The organism is Arsenicicoccus sp. UBA2120 (genome assembly GCF_002330965.1).
Lineage (GTDB): Bacteria > Actinomycetota > Actinomycetes > Actinomycetales > Dermatophilaceae > Arsenicicoccus > Arsenicicoccus bolidensis.
In genome coordinates, this window is record NZ_DCYC01000073.1 from 28,948 (window position 1) to 45,581 (window position 16,634).

General features: G+C 73.6%; 12 protein-coding genes. 4 read left to right on the plus strand and 8 right to left on the minus strand.

All coding sequences use genetic code 11. From position 1 onward, the window contains the following. Positions 1–29: 29 nt before the first annotated feature. The 4 genes from hrpA to B2P18_RS11485 all read right to left on the minus strand — a co-directional run bounded on the left by hrpA (position 30) and on the right by B2P18_RS11485 (position 7,147). Complete coding sequence (gene hrpA / locus B2P18_RS11470) at positions 30–3,995, minus strand: ATP-dependent RNA helicase HrpA (RefSeq protein WP_286959589.1); 3,966 nt, start codon at positions 3,993–3,995, stop codon at positions 30–32. A gap of 68 nt (positions 3,996–4,063) precedes the next feature. Further along, positions 4,064–4,411 (minus strand): DUF2249 domain-containing protein, encoded by a 348-nt coding sequence (locus B2P18_RS11475; protein WP_029212269.1) that lies wholly within the window; start codon positions 4,409–4,411, stop codon positions 4,064–4,066. A gap of 49 nt (positions 4,412–4,460) precedes the next feature. Then, positions 4,461–6,464 carry a DUF6541 family protein gene (locus B2P18_RS11480; RefSeq protein ID WP_286959593.1) on the minus strand — a complete coding sequence of 668 codons (2,004 nt, stop codon included), beginning with the start codon at positions 6,462–6,464 and terminating at the stop codon, positions 4,461–4,463. Positions 6,465–6,469: 5 nt separating this feature from the next. Further along, a complete protein-coding gene (locus B2P18_RS11485) occupies positions 6,470–7,147 on the minus strand; it encodes a hemerythrin domain-containing protein (protein ID WP_239264662.1) in 678 nt (225 codons plus the stop codon). A gap of 109 nt (positions 7,148–7,256) precedes the next feature. Between B2P18_RS11485 and B2P18_RS11490 the strand changes: the two genes are divergently transcribed. The 4 genes from B2P18_RS11490 to B2P18_RS11505 all read left to right on the plus strand — a co-directional run bounded on the left by B2P18_RS11490 (position 7,257) and on the right by B2P18_RS11505 (position 12,706). Further along, positions 7,257–7,973 carry a helix-turn-helix transcriptional regulator gene (locus tag B2P18_RS11490; protein WP_286959601.1) on the plus strand — a complete coding sequence of 239 codons (717 nt, stop codon included), beginning with the start codon at positions 7,257–7,259 and terminating at the stop codon, positions 7,971–7,973. A gap of 58 nt (positions 7,974–8,031) precedes the next feature. Beyond that, entirely contained in the window at positions 8,032–8,898 is an 867-nt protein-coding gene (locus B2P18_RS11495) for an alpha/beta fold hydrolase (protein WP_286959604.1), read from the plus strand. A 53-nt stretch (positions 8,899–8,951) separates the two neighbouring features. Then, entirely contained in the window at positions 8,952–10,829 is a 1,878-nt protein-coding gene (locus B2P18_RS11500; RefSeq protein WP_286959606.1) for an AMP-dependent synthetase/ligase, read from the plus strand. An 80-nt stretch (positions 10,830–10,909) separates the two neighbouring features. Then, positions 10,910–12,706: an AMP-dependent synthetase/ligase gene (locus tag B2P18_RS11505; RefSeq protein ID WP_286959612.1), complete on the plus strand. Its 1,797-nt coding sequence runs from the start codon at positions 10,910–10,912 to the stop codon at positions 12,704–12,706. Here B2P18_RS11505 and B2P18_RS11510 read toward each other — a convergent pair. The 4 genes from B2P18_RS11510 to B2P18_RS11525 form a co-directional block, all read right to left on the minus strand. Next, positions 12,692–13,405 (minus strand): peptidyl-tRNA hydrolase, encoded by a 714-nt coding sequence (locus B2P18_RS11510; protein ID WP_286959617.1) that lies wholly within the window; start codon positions 13,403–13,405, stop codon positions 12,692–12,694. The two genes, B2P18_RS11505 and B2P18_RS11510, sit on opposite strands and share 15 nt — an antisense overlap. A gap of 31 nt (positions 13,406–13,436) precedes the next feature. Continuing rightward, positions 13,437–14,270 carry a hypothetical protein gene (locus B2P18_RS11515; protein ID WP_286959621.1) on the minus strand — a complete coding sequence of 278 codons (834 nt, stop codon included), beginning with the start codon at positions 14,268–14,270 and terminating at the stop codon, positions 13,437–13,439. A 189-nt stretch (positions 14,271–14,459) separates the two neighbouring features. Then, positions 14,460–14,939, minus strand: coding sequence for a hypothetical protein (locus B2P18_RS11520; protein ID WP_286959626.1), 480 nt, complete (start codon positions 14,937–14,939; stop codon positions 14,460–14,462). Positions 14,940–15,040: 101 nt separating this feature from the next. Further along, positions 15,041–16,531, minus strand: coding sequence for a glutamine synthetase family protein (locus B2P18_RS11525; protein ID WP_286959628.1), 1,491 nt, complete (start codon positions 16,529–16,531; stop codon positions 15,041–15,043). Positions 16,532–16,634: the final 103 nt, after the last annotated feature.

Below are 16,634 nucleotides of genomic sequence, written 5' to 3' on the forward strand. Positions count from 1 at the left end.
GCCTGCCCGAGGGCCGGGCACAGGCGCGCTCAGCGGGCCTCGGCCGCGTCCATCGCCTTGTAGATCCGCTGCTCGCTCACCGGGTGGGCCGTCCCCAGCGACTGGGCGAAGAGCGACACCCGCAGCTCCTCGATCATCCACCGGATCTCGACGACGTCCGGGGCGTCGACGCGCGCAGGCTTGAGGCTCTTGAGGAAGTCGGCGTGCTCCCGCTCCACGGTCGCCACCACGGCCTGCCGCTCGTCGTCCCGGCGCAGGTCGTCCGGCCCCTTCTGCGCCCGTATGACGATCGCGCGGACGTAGCGCTGCAGGTGCCGCAGGCGCGCCCGACCCGTCTCGGCGACGAACCCAGGATGGATCAGCGCCTCGAGCTGGCGGGTCATGTCGTCCTTCATGGCGCGCGCGGCCGGCGAGAGGCGGTCCAGCGCGAGGCGGGCCTCACGGGCCGCGACGAGGATGGGTTCCACCTGCTCGATGATCTCGATGACGCGGGCGGACACGAGCTGGCGGACCCGGCGCAGCACCTCGGCATACTGCTCCTGGTCCCGCACGATCCCCGCGGCACCGGTCGTCAGAGAGGGTGTCTCGGCGACGATCGAGTCGATGGTCGCCGCGAGGCAGTCGTCGAGCAGGGCGGGGACGGATCCGTGCGGGTTGTGGCCGAGGGCGATCTTCTGCTGGTTGGTGAGGACGGCGAGGACCCGCTTCCACGGCGGCGTGATGTCGAGCAGCAGGAGCCGCCGCAGGCCGAGTCGTGACGCGACCTCCGCCTCGTGCTCGGTGGCGAGCACCTGCACCGACACCGAGGTGCCGCGGTCGACGAGGGCGGGATAGCCGTGCAGCGTCCGACCGCCCTTGACGCGCTGCTCGAAGGTCGCCGGCAGCGCCTCGAAGTCCCACGTGGTCAGGCCAGTTCGCTCGATCGACGACGCGGCGGACGCCATGGTCTGGCGGACCGTGGGGGCGAGCTGGCGCCGCAACGACTCCAGCTCCTTGGACTCGCCGAGCGCCTTGCCCCGGGCGTCCTCGACGCGGAAGGTCATGCGCAGGTGGTCCGGGACCTTGCTCCAGTCCCACTCGTCGGGCCGTATGCCGAACCCCGTGCGGCTGCGCAGGGCGGCGGCGAGCTCGTCGACCAGGTCCTGCCCCGACGCCGGATCGGCCTGGGCCAGAGCGGTTCTCGCGTGGTCCGGCGCGGGCACGAAGTGCTTGCGGGTGGCCTTGGGCAAGGACTTGATCAGGGCGGTCGCCAGCTCCTCGCGCATCCCGGGCACGAGCCAGTCGAAGCCCTCGTCGCGCACCTGGTTGAGGACCTCGACGGGGATGTGGCAGGTGACACCGTCGGCGTCCGCGCCCGGCTCGAACTGGTAGGTCAGCCGCAGCTCCAGCTCGCCCTGACGCCAGGTCTGCGGGTAGTCGGCGCTGACGGACGTGTCGGCGCCCTCGGCGACGACCACGTCCTCGGTGAAGGTCAGCAGGTCCGGCGTCTCGTGCCGCGCGGACTTCCACCACGCGTCGAAGTGCCGCCCGGACACGACGGACTCGGGGATGCGGGCGTCGTAGAACGCGAACAGCTCGTCGTCGTCGACCAGGATGTCGCGGCGCCGGGCGCGCTCCTCCAGCTCGGCGACCTCCTTGAGCAGGCGCCGGTTGTCGTGGAAGAAGTGGTGGCGGGTGTCCCAGTCCCCCTCCACGAGCGCGTGCCGGATGAACAGCTCGCGCGCCAGCACCGGGTCGACGCGGCCGAGACTGGCCTTGCGCCCCGCGACGAGCGGTATGCCGTAGAGCGTGACGCGCTCCAGGGCGACCGCTCCGGATCGCTTTCGCTCCCAGTGGGGTTCGGCATACGTCCGCTTGACCAGGTGCGAGCCGAGGCGCTCGGCCCAGGCCGGGTCGATGCGCGCGTTGGTGCGCGCCCACAGCCGGGTGGTCTCGACGAGCTCGGCCGACATGACCCAGTCCGGCTGCTGCCGCTGGAGCACCGATCCGGGCTGGATGGCGAAACGGGCACCTCGGGCACCGGCGTACTCGCGACGCTCGGGATCGCGAAGTCCGATGTGGGACAGCAGCCCTGACAGCATCGCCTGGTGGATCGCGTCGGGCGTCCCGGGGCTCTTGTTGGGCTCGAGGTGGAGTGCCTTGCACGCCTGCTTGAGCTGCAGGTGCAGGTCCTGCCACTCGCGGATGCGCAGGTAGTGCAGGTACTCCTGCTTGCACATCCGACGAAAGGCGCTGCCGCTCAAGGCCTTCTGCTGCTCGCGGAGGTAGTTCCACAGGTTGAGCCAGGTGATGAAGTCGCTGTGCTCGTCCTTGAACCTCGCGTGCTGCTGGTCGGCCTGGGCCTGCTTGTCGACGGGCCGCTCGCGCGGGTCCTGGATCGACAGGGCTGCCGTGATGACGAGCACCTCTGCGAGGCAGCCGTTCTCGTTGGCCTCGAGGATCATGCGGGCCAGGCGCGGGTCGACGGGCAGGGCCGCGATGGACCGGCCGTATGCCGTCAGCCCCCTGCCTCGCCCGGCGTCGCGTCCCGCGGAGGCAGCGTCGATCGCGCCGATCTCGAGGAGCAGGTTGAGCCCGTCCGTCACCTGCCGCGAGTCCGGCGGGTCGACGAACGGGAACCGCGCGACGTCGCCGAGCCCCAGGGAGATCATCTGCAGGATGACCGACGCGAGGTTGGTGCGCAGGATCTCGGGATCGGTGAACTCCGCTCTGGCGTCGAAGTCCTCCTCGGAGTAGAGCCGGATGCAGATGCCGTCGGAGACGCGTCCGCAGCGGCCGGCGCGCTGCGCCGCCGAGGCCTGCGAGATGGGCTCGATCGGCAGGCGCTGGACCTTGGTGCGCTGGCTGTAGCGCGAGACGCGGGCGACGCCGGTGTCGACGACGTAGCGGATCCCCGGGACCGTCAGCGAGGTCTCGGCCACGTTGGTCGCGAGCACGACGCGACGTCCGGTGTGCCGCGAGAAGACGCGGTGCTGCTCGGCGCTCGACAGCCGGGCGTAGAGCGGGAGGATCTCCGTCCCCGGAAGGCCCAGCCCCTCGAGCGCGTCGGCGGCGTCACGGATCTCGCGCTCCCCGGAGCAGAAGACGAGGACGTCCTGGTCCGAGCCGTCGCCGGACCCGGCCTCGGTCCACAGCTCCTCGACGGCGTCCACGATCCCGGTGACCTGGTCGACCGTCTCGAGCAGATCCCCTGCGAGAGAGAGTCGCTCGAGGGGGCGGTAGCGGACCTCGACCGGGTAGGTGCGACCGGACACCTCGATGATCGGCGCGGGTTCGCCTGCGGCGGAGGCGAAGTGCTCCGCGAACCGCTCGGGGTCGATGGTCGCCGAGGTGATGATCACCTTGAGGTCCGGGCGTCGCGGCAGCAGCTGCTTGAGGTAGCCGAGGATGAAGTCGATGTTGAGCGACCGCTCGTGCGCCTCGTCGATGATGATCGTGTCGTAGCGGCGCAGGTCCCGGTCGCGCTGCAGCTCCGCGAGGAGGATGCCGTCGGTCATGACCTTGACGAGCGTGTCGCGGGTCGAGTGGTCGCCGAAGCGCACCTGGTAGCCCACGGGCCGCTCCTCGTCGGCCGTCCGCTCCCCCGTGATCGGGTGCCCCAGCTCCTCGGCGATGCGCTCGGCCACGGACCGGGCGGCGATGCGCCGCGGCTGGGTGTGGCCGATCAGGCCGTGGATGCCGCGGCCCAGCTCCAGGCAGATCTTGGGGATCTGGGTGGTCTTGCCGGACCCCGTCTCGCCCGCGATGACGACCACCTGGTGGTCGCGGATCGCGGCGGCGATGTCGTCCTTGCGGGCGACGACGGGCAGCTGCTCGGGATAGGTGATCTCGGGGACGAGCGCTCGACGCCGGGCCTCGCGCTCCTGACCCCGCGCCCGGGCGGCCTCGCGCTCCTCGGGCGTGCGGGCGTCGGCGTCCCGTCGGCCCCGCGGTCGGCGCCCCGGCGGACGCCCGCGGCGTCGCTGGTCGCTGCGGCGGGAGGACTCGTCAGGCACGCTCTCCAGGATAGGTGGGCGGTGCAAACCGGTTGCCCGCCGCCGCATCCCCCACCCAGCGAGGGGGATCAGGCGGCGACGCGGACGAACCGCAGCCGCCACACCTGCGGCCCGCGCTGCACGTAGTCCACGGAGAAGCGCTCGGGCCAACGCTGCTCGACCTGGGCCAGCAGCGGCAGCGGGTCGTGCGGGGCCACGAGGATCAGGCCGTTGCCGGGGGCCAGCGACTCGAGCCCGCCGAAGATCACGCCGTGCCGGATGGCGTGCGGCACCACGGTCGCGTCGAGCTCCGGGAGCCCCTCGACCGGGACCACGGGCAGCGAGCGCGCTGGCGCCGCGGTGGCCGTCGCAGCACCAGAGGCGCCGGTGGTGGGCTCGTCGTGGCCGCAGCCGCAGCCGCACGATGACTCGGACATAGGGGTCTCCTCAGCACAATGGGATGATTAAACCCACCATATACCGTGATTAAAAGGAGGCTGCACCGCACCCCGTGATCCGATAGACCGTCACCGTCCCGTCCTGACCGATCGGCTCGAGCCCGCCGATCCCCGCGAGGCCGCGCAGCCCGGCATACAGCGGATAGCGGGGGTCGTTGTCCCACACCCGGTCCGTGTCCTCGACGACATAGCCCACGTGCAGGTCACGCACCGCCTGGCACACCTGCGGCGTCATCTCACGAAGGTGCCGGCGCAGCAGGTCGTAGTCGCCGCCGAGGACCCCGCCGAAGTGGGTGAAGACGCTCGGGTGCCCGCTGAGCACGCCCGCCCACTGCCCACCGCCGAAGGGGTCGCCGGCCACCGCCAGGCCGTCCGGCCGCACCCCCAGAACTTGCTCGTAGAGCGCCGCCTCACGCTCGGACACCACGGTCCGCCACCACTGCTGGTCACCGTAGTTGTGGCTCACCAGGCGCTCGGACGAGGCTGCCCCCGAGGGGATCCCGGCCGTGATCGCCAGACCGACGACGACGGCGAGGGCAGCGCGGCCGACGAGCGGGCGGGCGGGCACGAGCCGCTCCCCCAGGCCGACGAGGCACGAGGCGCCGAGCCCGGCCAGCACCAGCGCGGGCACGGCGAGGGGTGCGACCACGCGGTACGGCTCGCGGTCCCACAGCGCCGTGACCAGGGTCCCCCAGCCGGAGGATGCCGAGGCCGCGAAGACGTACATCGTGGCGGTGAGCAGGTAGCCCACCACGAGCCAGGCCCGCCGCGTGCGTACGGCCTGGACCGCGCCGACCGCGACCAGCAGAGCCAGCACCAGCCAGCCGGGCGTCAGGTGGGTGCCGAGGGTGAGCACCTCGCGGACGGCGTCGCCGGGGTCCGTGACCGTGCGGGCCCGGCTGACCAGCAGCGACCGCACGTTGGGCGTGCGGGCCACGACCACCACGCCCACGACGCCGACGAGCACCACCAGGGTGAGCCACCACGTGGCTGCACGGCGCGCCTGCGGGTGGCGTCGCGTGAGCTCTCGCGTCTGACGCCATACGGCCGGCACGAGCATCGGGGCACCGAGGACGAGGAGGCTCAGCGCCGCCGAGGGGTGGACGAGCGCCAGTCCCAGACCGGCCCCCGCGGCGACGAGGAACCAGCCTGCCCTGCGCGTGAGCCGTGCACTGCTGCCGCAGGCCGCCACCATCAGGGCCAGCAGCCCGGGCGAGAGGGCCACGCCTGCGGCGTTGGACCACAGCACCCCGAAGTGCAGCAGCAGCGTCGGAAAGACCAGCGTCACCGGGAGCGCGAGGGCCACGGCCCACCGGGCCACGGGGTCGGGCCCTGCCACCTCGCGGACCAGGAGCATCATGCCGACCGGCCACACCACGGCCGCGAGGACGAGGACGACGACGTTGAGCGCCACCACGGGGTGCGCGCCGCCCAGCTGCGCCACCAGGGCGGCGTGGGCGTGCAGCCCCGGCGGGTAGAACGTGGTGGTCGACAGCGGAGACGAGGTGGCCCCGACGGAGTACCACCCCGCGTCGCCGGTCGAGAGCACCCTGGCCAGGGCGTTGACGTGGTAGCCGGCGTCGTGGGACTGCTGCAGCGAGCTCGGTGAGGGGATGCCGCGCACGAGGACCCACCAGGACCCGACGATCGCCACCACGGCCGGGGCGAGGGATGTCATGGCCCACCGGAACGATCGCTGGCCGGGCGGCGAGACAGGTGCCGACGGGGTCGCGCCGTCGGCCGCGGGGACCGGGCCCCAGCGGGCGAGGGCACGCACCACCAGGAGCGTCAGCCCGCCGGCCACGACCGTGGTCAGCAGGAGCGGAATGACGCCCCAGCGCACCCCCGTCCACGCGGTCCAGGCCACGGCCGCCCCCACGACGCCGGCGGACACCACCGGCGCCGCACCCACGACCATCCGTGGGGTGGCGCGAGCCGCGACGAGCAGCAGGGCACCGGGCAGGAGGTGGAGGAGCAGGGAGACCGCCACGAGGGGCGTCGCACCCCACCAGGTCGTCCCGGTCGGGAGCACGACCCTCAGTCGACCCGGGTGACGGTCACGGCGGCCTTGTCGGCGGCCCGCTCCTCGTCGGTGCGCGCGTCGTCCGCGGAGCCGCAGCCCCCGCCGCCGCCGCAGCCGCCGCACCCACCGCCGCTTCCGCACCCACCCGTGGGCTCGGCGTGCGACGCCTCGACGTCGGCGGCGACGTTGGCGGCGTACTGCTGGGCGAGGGCGTCGGCGGCGCGGCGGGTCTCGGCATACGCCTCGGCGGAGCCGTCCTGGGCCTCGAGGAGGCCGGCGAGGAGCTGGTCCTCCTTGGCGAGGTGGGCACGGAGCAGGACGCGCAGCGCCTGCGCGTCGCCGGCGAGCTGGGCGGCGTCCTGGGCGGCGTTGACGGCGTCGACCAGACCGGCGATGACGCGGTGGTCGGCGACGAGCCCCTGCACCAGCAGGGATGCCTCGGGCACCCGCGCGGCGCGGGGATAGAGGACCTGCTCCTTGGCCACGGCGGAGGGCACGAGCTCGAACTGGCACCAGGTCGCGAGGTCGGCGTGCGCCTGCCCGAACGCGGTGGCATCGGCAGCGCCGATCGCCCCGATCAGGGCGTCCACCGTCTGGTCGACGGTCTGCGCGAGGGCGAGGTTGTCGGCCCGCAGGCCCTCGCCGGTGGTCGTGGTCGGTGCCGTCTCGGCGACGTCGGCGACGCTCGTCATCGCGTCAGCTCCTCACCGGGCCCTGAGGCCCGTCGTGCCCGGGCGGCGCTGGGGCTCGCCCCGGGGTCCTGGTGGTTCGGTCGGGGTCTCTAGACTAGTCGTCGTGGCCATGACATCTCCGCAGCGGCCAGGCCCTGGCCCGCTGCCCGGCCCTGAGGGCACCGAGCCCCAGGTGCTGACGTCAGCACGGCAGGCGGTCCTGCGGGTGCTGCGCGAGCACGCCGCGCCCATGACGGTCGACGAGGCTGCCCACGCGTGCGGGCTGCACAACAACACCGTCCGGGCCCACCTCGACGCGCTGGTCGAGGCCGGGTTCGCCCGCCGGTTCCGCGCCCCGATCACCGGCCGCGGTCGCCCGGCCTGGCGCTACGAGGCGACGCTGGCCGGCTCGGAGGCCGGTGCGGAGTATGCCGCCCTCGCGGTCGCCCTCGCCGACCAGGTGGCCGAGCTGCCGGGCGCCACCGACATCGCCCACGCCGCCGGCGTCGCCTGGGGCGAGTCCCTGGCCGACGACCGGTCCGTGCCCTCGCAGGCCACGCCCCGCGAGCAGCTGCGGGTGGACTTCGACCGGATGGGGTTCGCCCCGGACGACACCCCGTCCGGTCGCGGACCGAGCGGGGGCGAGGAGCTCGTCCTGCGCCAGTGCCCGATGCTCGACGCCGCCCGCCGCGTGCCGCACGTGGTGTGCACCGTGCACCAGGGCCTCGCCGCCGCCCTCGTCGAGGCGGCCGGCGGTGATCCCGCCTCGGTGCGGGTCGAGCCCTTCTCGGTCCCGGGCGGGTGCCTGGTGCGGCTCGAGGACCCCGGGCCGGGGACGGGCCCTTGACGCCGCCCACCGTGGGCAGGTGCACCGGCCGCCCGAACCGGCGGTATCGTTCGACCACGTGAACGACGCCTATCGCTCCCCCGCCGCACGGGACACCGTGCACGAGTGGTGCACCGCAGCGCTCGCCGGCTGGGGCGTGGCGCACGAGTCCCGCACCCTGGAGGTGCCGGTCCACGACACCACGGTCTCGACGCACGTCGTCGCCGTCGGCGAGGGTCCCCCGCGGCTGGTCTGGCTCCCCGGGACGGCCATGAGCGCGGCGTCCAGCCTGGACGAGATCGGTACGCTTGCCGAGCACGGCACCGTGTGGGCGCTGGACCTGCCGGGCCAGCCCGGCCTGTCCGACCCGACGCGGCCCCGACGCGACACCACGGCGTGGTACTCCACCTGGCTGGAGGCAGCCCTGCACGCCATCACCCTCGAGTGGTCCTCGGCCCGCGAGCTGACGCTGGTGGGCAGCGGCCTCGGGGCAGCCGTCTGCCTGAGCGCGGACTCCCCCGTCGTCACCGGACGATTCCTCGTCGGACCGGGCGGGCTCGTGCCCCCGCGCACCTCCGCGAGCCAGGTGCGCGACCGCACCCGCTGGTCGCTGCGCTCGACGCCCGTGACCGCCCGCGCCGTGCTCGGGCACCTCGTGGAGCCCGGCGGCGCCATCCCGGACACCCTCGTCGAGTGGCTGGCCCTGGTGGGGCGGACCTGCAAGACGATCAACCACCCCCGGCCCCTCCCCCAGCACTACCTCGACCGGATCGACGGCGCGCCCCTCACGGTGGTGGTCGGCGAGGACGACACCCTCGTCCCGCCGCCCGCGCTGTCGGCCACCGTCGCCCGTCGCACGAGCGCGACCGTGGTCGTCGTGGACGGCTGCGGCCACCTGCTCCCCCCGGAGCGGTGGGAGCAGGTCCTGCGAGTCCTGCCCGCGTGACCTCGGCGGCCCCTACGCTAGGAGCCGATGCGTCGAGGACCAGGGAGCGAGCCGTGACCGAGCACCTCGCTGCCCTGGTCCTCGCCCGCGCCGACGCTCACCCGGACGCCGTCGCCCTGCGGGGGCGGACCGACGACGGCTGGGCGCAGATGACCTACGCCGACCTCGCGGCCCAGGTGCGCCACGTCTCGCACGGCCTCATCGCCACCGGCCTGCACCCGGGCGACGCCGTGGCGATCATCGCCGACAACCGCCCGGAGTGGCTGGTGACCGAGCTGGCGGTCGTCGCCTCCGCCGGCGTCGTCGTCCGGCTCGGCCCCGCGACCCCGGTCGAGGAGCTCGCGGCCGTCCTGCGCGAGACCGAGACGCGGGTGGCCTTCGTGGGGGGCGACGTGCTGGTGGACAGCATGCGCCGGCTGGCCGGGCGGCTGCCCTCGCTGCGGGTCGTCGTGTGCTTCGACGAGAACCCCGACGTGGTCCCGTACCTCGACGACTTCGTCGGCCTGTCCTTCGGCAACGCGGTGGACGACCTCGGGGCCGAGGTGGGCACCCACGGCACCTTCTCCTGGGACCGCGTGATGGCGGCGCCCTTCGACATCGCGACCGCGGCCGAGGCCGCCCGTCGTCGCGACGCCTGGTCCCCCGACGACGTTGCGTTCATCGACTACACCGTGGGCGGCGCCGGCGAGCTGCGCGGCGTGGTCCACACCCACCGCTCGGCCCTGACGACGGTCAAGGCCATCGCCGAGGCGTTCCGGGTCACCGCGCCCCTGCACGAGGTCACCACCCTCCCCCTGCACCACTCGATCCAGCACGGCAGCAGCCTGATCGCCCTGCTGTCCGGCGGATCGGTGTCCTGCGTGGGCGAGCCCGACGAGATCCGGGATGCCGTCCGCGAGCTCCGCCCCACCCTGCTCATGACCTCCTTCCCGGTGCTGCGCCGGCTCGTCGGCGACGCCCTCGAGCGCGCCACCGACGAGCTGCCTCTCGGCTCGGTCCTGGTGCCCTGGTGCCGTCGCGTGTCGGTCGCGGACGCGGCCCGGCGCTCGGAGCAGCGGGGCCCCGGCGGCCCGGCGGACGAGCTGCGCTCCCGCGCGGCACGGCTCCTCGTGGGCACCCGGGTCGCGCGGGAGCTGGGCGGGCCCAAGGCCGTGCTCCTGGTCGCCGGCGTGGGGGCACCGCCGGAGATCATGAGCCTGCTCGAGACGGCGGGGCTCCCGGCATACCGCTGCTGGGGACCGCTGGAGTCCGGGGTCCTGGCGACCGTCAACGCCCCGCACGCCGCCAAGGACGGGTCGGTGGGCCGGCCGCTGTCCTGCCTGTCCCTGCGCATCGACGAGGACGGTCAGGTGCTGCTGAGCGGGCCCGGCCTGATGCGGGGCTACTTCGGGCTGCCGTCCGAGACCACCCGGGTGCTGCACGACGGGTGGCTCCACACCGGCCAGATCGGCCGGGTCGACGACGACGGCTACCTGCACCTCACCAGCCGCCTCGACGACCGCATCGTCACCGAGTCGCTGCGCTACGTGTCGCCCCAGGTCGTGGAGGAGCGGCTGCGGTCGATGCCGATCATCTCCGACGTCGTCGTCGTCGGGGACGGGCGCCCCTGCCTCACGGCGATCGTGGAGGCGGACGTCGAGCTGGCCCGGCAGGCGCGGCTCGCCGCCGGTGATCCCTCCCCAGCGGACGCCGAGGCGCTGGCCGCCGACCCGCTGGTCGTGCGCGCCGTCGGCGACGCCATCCGGCTGGCCAACGCCTCCCTGTCGCCGGACCAGTGCATCCAGGGATTCCGGCTCGCCGCGTCCCCGCTCGGCCTGCTCGGCAGCCCCGCCGCCGCGGGGTTCGTGCGACGCCAGCGGGTGGAGCGCGAGTGCGCCGAGGCCATCGACGAGATGTACTCCTCGCTCGCGATGGAGCCCTCGCGGCGCTGACGATCGCCTGCCTCCGGCCTCGGACGGGCGACCGTGGGCTACCGTGAACCTGACCCACCCTCGACGGAGCTGGAGCCCCGATGCCCGTGCCTCGAAGCGACACCGCGGGAGCCGCTGCACCCGTGGTCCCGTCCCCACGATTCTCCGAGGACCACCTGGCCCGGCTCTATGCCCGGGTCGTGCGCGAGCACGGTGACCGGCCCGCGATGCGCGTGCTGGGCGAGCGGGGCTTCACCTGGTCGTATGCCGAGGTGGGTCGCCGCGTCGAGGCGGTCGCCCGGGCCCTGGTGTCCCACGGCGTGCATCCCGGCGACCGGGTCGCGATCCTGGCTCCCAACTGCCCAGAGTGGTCGGTGGTCGACCTCGGTGCCCTGGCCGCGGGGGCGGTCCCGGTGCCGGTCTACCCGACCTCCACCGCCGACCAGGTGGGCTACGTCCTCGAGCACAGCGGCGCGGCCGCCGCGTTCGTGGGCGACGCGGACCTGCTGGACCGGGTCACGTCCACCACCGCCGGCGCCGGCCTGCGGCTGATCGTGGCCTTCGACGACGCCCCCGGGGCGGAGCCGTGGACACGCGTGCTCAGGCACGGGGACGACGACGACGACGACGCGCTGGCCGCCGAGGTGGCCCGGCGCACCGAGGCCGGGCGTGGCGAGGACCTCGCCACCATCATCTACACCTCCGGCACCACCGGCCGCCCCAAGGGCGTGGCCCTCTCGCACGCGACGATGCTGCACCAGCTGCACGCGGTGGACGCGTTCTTCGACTTCGGCCCGGACGACTCGAGCCTGGCCTTCCTGCCCCTGTCGCACGCGCTCGAGCGGGCCTGGACCTACTTCGTGCTGTCCCACGGCGCCCTCAACACCTATGTGCGCGACCCCAAGACCGTCGCCGACCAGCTGCGCGAGGCACGCCCGTCCGCGCTCGTGGCGGTGCCCAAGCTCTACGAGACCGTCTACTCCGTCGCGCACGCCATGGCCGACAAGAGCCCGGTGCGGCGGCGCATCTTCGACTGGGCCTTCCGGGTGGGCCACCGCGTGGGCGAGCTGCGCCTCGCGGGCCGACCGGTCCCGGCCCACCTGCGGGCCGGGATCCGGGTCGCGGACCGGCTCGTGCTGCACAACGTGCGCGACGCCATCGGTGGGGAGAAGTCCGTCCTCGCGGTGGGCGGCGCTCCGCTGCGGGCGGAGGTCGAGGAGTTCTTCTGGGCCGCAGGGGTTCTCGTGTGCGAGGGCTACGGGATGACCGAGACCGGTCCGCTCATGACCTTCAACTGCCCCGCCGCCGTCCGGTTCGGCACGGTCGGCCGGGTCATCCTCGGCGGGGAGCTCCGGCGCGGTGACGAGGGTGAGCTCTTCTACCGCGGGCCCAACCTGATGGCGGGCTACTGGCGTGACGAGGAGGCCACGCGCCAGGTCCTCGTCGACGGCTGGCTGCGGACCGGTGACGTCGGCGAGATCGACGACGACGGCTTCGTCCGCATCACCGACCGGCTCAAGGACCTCATCGTCACGCAGCAGGGCAAGAACATCGCCCCCGCCCCCATCGAGGCCCGCATCGCCGAGCATCCCGGCGTCGAGCACGCCGTGGTCATCGGGGACCGCCGCGTCTGCCTCGTCGCCCTCGTCCAGCCCACGGCCGACGCGGGGGACGACGTCCTCGAGGACGTGCGCCGGCACCTCGAGACCGTCAACGCCGACCTGCCCCACCAGGAGCAGGTCCGTGGCGTCGAGCTGCTGGACGAGCCGCTGACCATGGACACCGGGCTGCTGACCCCGACCCTCAAGGTGCGTCGACGGGCCGTCGAGGAGAGGTTCGCCGACCAGCTCGACCGGATGTATGACGAGATCCGGCGAGCCCGCTCAGCGGGCCGCTGACCACCACGCCCGCACCGTCTCGGTGGGTCCGTCGAGCTCGGTGAAGCCGGCGTCGACCACGCTCACCGGCGCACCGGCGCACGCCCGCCAGCCGGCCTCGTCGGGACGGGCCACGCGCACGCGGTAGCCGTCCTCGGCCCACGCCTGCAGCGCCGGGTCGTCCTCGGCGAGCATGGCCTCCCAGGCGAGCTGGGCGCCGTGCCCGCACTGGGCGGCCGTCTTGCCGCTCGTCATCTCGACGTGCGGCGACAGTGCCACCGTCACGACGGCCGCCGTCCGCCCCTCCCGCTGCTCGGGCGTCGTGGCCGGATAGGTCGTCCCGCTGACCTGGAGGGCATCCAGCTCCGGAGGCAGGGGGCGGGTCGGCATCGGCACGTAGGCGCGGACCGCCGCAGGTCCGTCCGTCACCGTCACGCCCGGCACCGCCTGCGCATGCTCCCACCGCACCCCGCGGGCGCGCCGGACGAGCTTGCGGATGCGACCGTCCCGCCAGCGCCGGACGGCCTCGGACCAGTCGCCGTCACGGGCCCGGTGGTCGGCCAGCAGGGTGACGACGGCGCGCGCGGCCGTGGCGGCGACGAGGTCCTCGTCGGGCAGGTCGGCCTTGTCGTAGCGCAGCGCCACCTGCATCGCCCACGGCACGTCGGGGTCGTCGATGGGCTGGGAGCCGTCGATCGGCTCGCTGTCGTGCTGGGACATCGGGTCCTCTCCGCAGGATGGAACCCTCAGGCTAGTGCGCTCGAGGACCCCGTCCGGGCCGCACGGGGCCGTGCCCCACCCTCCGGCCGGGCTTGACCGGGCTCGCCTTCGGCGTTGACCTGGCCGCCTGCGGCGAGGACCTGCGCACCGGCGCCGTGGTGGCCCCGTCGCGACGCCCCTGGGCGGCGCGACCAGCTCCGCGCGGAGGGGTGCTGTGACCCCTATGGCCCTTCTGCGCGTCCACCCGGGCGGGGTTCTTGGCAGCCGATGAGCGCCCGTGGCCGCCGAACGACGTCGACGCGGCGGGCATCGTGCGCCGGCTCGCCGGACGCAGCGGGTCCTCGGCCGACCCGGCGCTCGGCGCGCTCGCTGCGGCAGGACCGGCGGGTCGGTTCGTCGCCGCGGGGGCGACGCCGGCACCAGGCGCTCGCCGCACCGCCTGCGCACCCGGCTCGGCAGACTCCGCAGCGCTCGGGGCGGAGGTGACCGGGGCAGAGGTGGTCGGCGCCTCACCGCCGGCGGGCGGCAGGGGCTGTGGGGCCACGGCGGTGGCGCCGGGGGCCGGCTGCGTGGCGCGGACGTGCAGGTGGCTGGACAGGTCGGGACGGCTGGCCGGCACGAGGCCCTGCAGGTCGACGCCGGGGCGGGAGGCGATGCCCGCGAGCGCCGCGGTCAGGACGACGGCGGTCAGGAGCACCACGCCTCCGACGATGACGGACCGGGCCGTGCTGCCCTGCTCGGGATCGATCTCGGCCTCGGAGTACACCGCACCGAGGCGCAGCGGTACCTCCGTGTCGGAGACGGTGCCGCCGGACCGAGGCTCGTGGTCTGCGGGGCCCTCGGCCCACCACGGCTGCTCGATCATGACTTCCTCTCGAAGGAGGTGCGACGCGGGGCTGGCGTCCAGTGACATCACTGCACCCATCCTCTACCGAGCGTGCGCACTCGTGGCCGAGTGGATGATCGTTCACCCGGATGACCCCCGCCAAGGTGGGACATTACCGGACAGTACGGACGGCCGCCAGAGATTGTTGAAAAGAAAACGAGAGACTTCTCAGGCGACGCGGCGACGTGGCCGCAGCACGGCCCGCACGGCAGCACCCACGACCCGGTCGTCGTCCTCGAGGCCGCCCGGCAGGTGGTCGGGCACGGCGTCGTCCGCCTCGGCGAGATAGGCCATGGCGGTCGCGAGCACGACCCGCTCCTCATGGCCGAGGTGCTGCCACCCGGCCATCAGCGCCATCAGGTCGTTGGCCAGCTCGCGCAGGCGGTCCGCGCTGTCGGGCATGGCGCAGACGTGCCGCTCCAGACGGTGCGAAAGGTCGATCATCGCGGCGTCGTCCACCGCGGCGACGAGTCGCTCCAGGTCGCCCCACAGGTCGGTCAGCTCGTCGCGGAAGCTCTCGGGGGCCGAGGTCGTGAGGGTCGTTCCCGACTCCCCCCTCGCTCCAGCACGGCCGTCCCCCGCCGTGGTGCTCTCGGTGGTGTGGCGGGTCGTCGTGCCCGCGCCGTGGGTGCCCTCGGTGGTCCTCACGCCATCGATCCTAGGCCGGGTCCCTGGAGGTCTGCTGGAGATTCACCAAGAACGGGAGGGGCCGGACGGTCTCCCGACCCTCCCCCCGAGGGCGTGATCGATCAACCGCAGTGGAGGTGCTTCTGCACCAGCGCAGCGAGAGCGTCGGCGTCGCCGAAGAGTCGCTCCGAGAGGTCGTCATCCTGGTGCTCCCTCAGCATCGTCGCCTGCGCGTCGATCAGCCCGGGTGGGAAGACACCCCCGTCCTCGTAGATCTCCCGGTCTGCCAGGAGCGCCTCCGCCGATCCCGCGCATGACGACGGCAGCTGGGCGAGCCCCTCGACGCGAGAAGCGTCCTCGCGCACGTAGCACCGCTGCGCGAGCTCGAGCGAGTCCTCCCCCACGAGCCCGGTCCGCGCCGCGACCGCCAGCCCCGCCAGCAGGAGGTGGACGTGCGCCGACCCGTCCGGCGACCGAACCTCGACCGTCTGGCCGGCCGTGCCGTCCACCTGCTGCGCGGGCTCGAGGGGGTTCGAGTCACGCAGCATCCGGTCACCGACGCCAGACCATCCGAGCGGCACCCGGACGAGCACCGACCGGTTGCGGTCGCCCCAGCAGATCGACGTCGGCGCCTCCTGGTGCGGGACCAGCCGGAGGTATGACGTGGGCACCGTGTTGCCGAACGCCGTCAACGACGCCGCCAGCCGCAGGTAGCCCGCGATGACGCGGCGAGCGTCGTCGGTCAGGCCCTCCGCGTCGGCGAAGACGGCCCGGCCGCCACGGGTCAGGCGGGTGTGGACGTGCATGCCGGAACCGGCCTGCCCCACGATGATCTTGGGCGCGAAGCTGACCTGCAGGCCGTGGCGGTAGGCCACCTCGCGCAGCACCCACTTGGCGAGGACGAGCTGGTCGGCAGCCTCCTCGATCGGCACGGGCAGCAGCTCGATCTCGTGCTGCACCATCTCCTGCCCGTCGTGGACGATGTTGCCGACCTCGGCGTGGCCGTACTTGACCTGCACCCCCATGCGCACGAGGTGCGCCATCGTCTCGCGTCGGACGTGACCCCACTTGGAGTAGGGGTGCGCCTCGTGGTAGCCGCGCTGCTCGACGATGGGGTAGATCGAGTCCACCTCGCTGAACAGGTAGTACTCCAGCTCGCCGAGGGCCTCGAGACGGCACCCGGTGGTGGCCTCGAGGTGGGCCTGTGCCTTGCGCAGGACCTGCTCGGGGGCCGACGCCAGGGGCTCGCCGTCGGCGTCGTAGAAGGAGCACATGAGGTCCAGCGTCGGCTCCTCGGCGAAGGGGTTGACGAACGCCGTGCGGTACCGCGGGACGACATACAGGTCGCTGGCGGCGGCGCCCACGAACGGGAACAGGCTGGACCCGTCCACCCGCTCCCCGAGGGTGAGGATCCGGTCGAGGTGCTCGAGCGAGCCGATCGCGAAGTTGAGCTTCTTGAGACGCCCGTCGCCCGCGACGTAGCGCAGGTCGAGCATCGTGATGCCCTGCTCCTGCACGAAGCGGACGATGTCGGCCTTGGTGAAGCTCGCGGCGGGCTTGCCGAGGGCGCGGACCAGGGTGTGCGGCGTCAGGGAACGGTCGATGTCGTGCATGTCGGCTCCTGGGGGCGGTCGCCGGGGTGTGGCGACCCGAGGTGGTGTGGCACGTCGTCGTGCGACACCACCATCGTGCCCACCGCACACCGGCGCCCGTCGT

Bases quoted from the DNA above. Each gene is read 5' to 3' on its own strand.
- B2P18_RS11475 (WP_029212269.1), bottom strand. From the start codon at position 4,411: ATGTCCGAGTCATCGTGCGGCTGCGGCTGCGGCCACGACGAGCCCACC.
- B2P18_RS11490 (WP_286959601.1), top strand. From the start codon at position 7,257: ATGACATCTCCGCAGCGGCCAGGCCCTGGCCCGCTGCCCGGCCCTGAG.
- B2P18_RS11515 (WP_286959621.1), bottom strand. From the start codon at position 14,270: ATGATCGAGCAGCCGTGGTGGGCCGAGGGCCCCGCAGACCACGAGCCT.
- B2P18_RS11510 (WP_286959617.1), bottom strand. From the start codon at position 13,405: ATGTCCCAGCACGACAGCGAGCCGATCGACGGCTCCCAGCCCATCGAC.
- B2P18_RS11485 (WP_239264662.1), bottom strand. From the start codon at position 7,147: ATGACGAGCGTCGCCGACGTCGCCGAGACGGCACCGACCACGACCACC.
- B2P18_RS11525 (WP_286959628.1), bottom strand. From the start codon at position 16,531: ATGCACGACATCGACCGTTCCCTGACGCCGCACACCCTGGTCCGCGCC.
- B2P18_RS11505 (WP_286959612.1), top strand. From the start codon at position 10,910: ATGCCCGTGCCTCGAAGCGACACCGCGGGAGCCGCTGCACCCGTGGTC.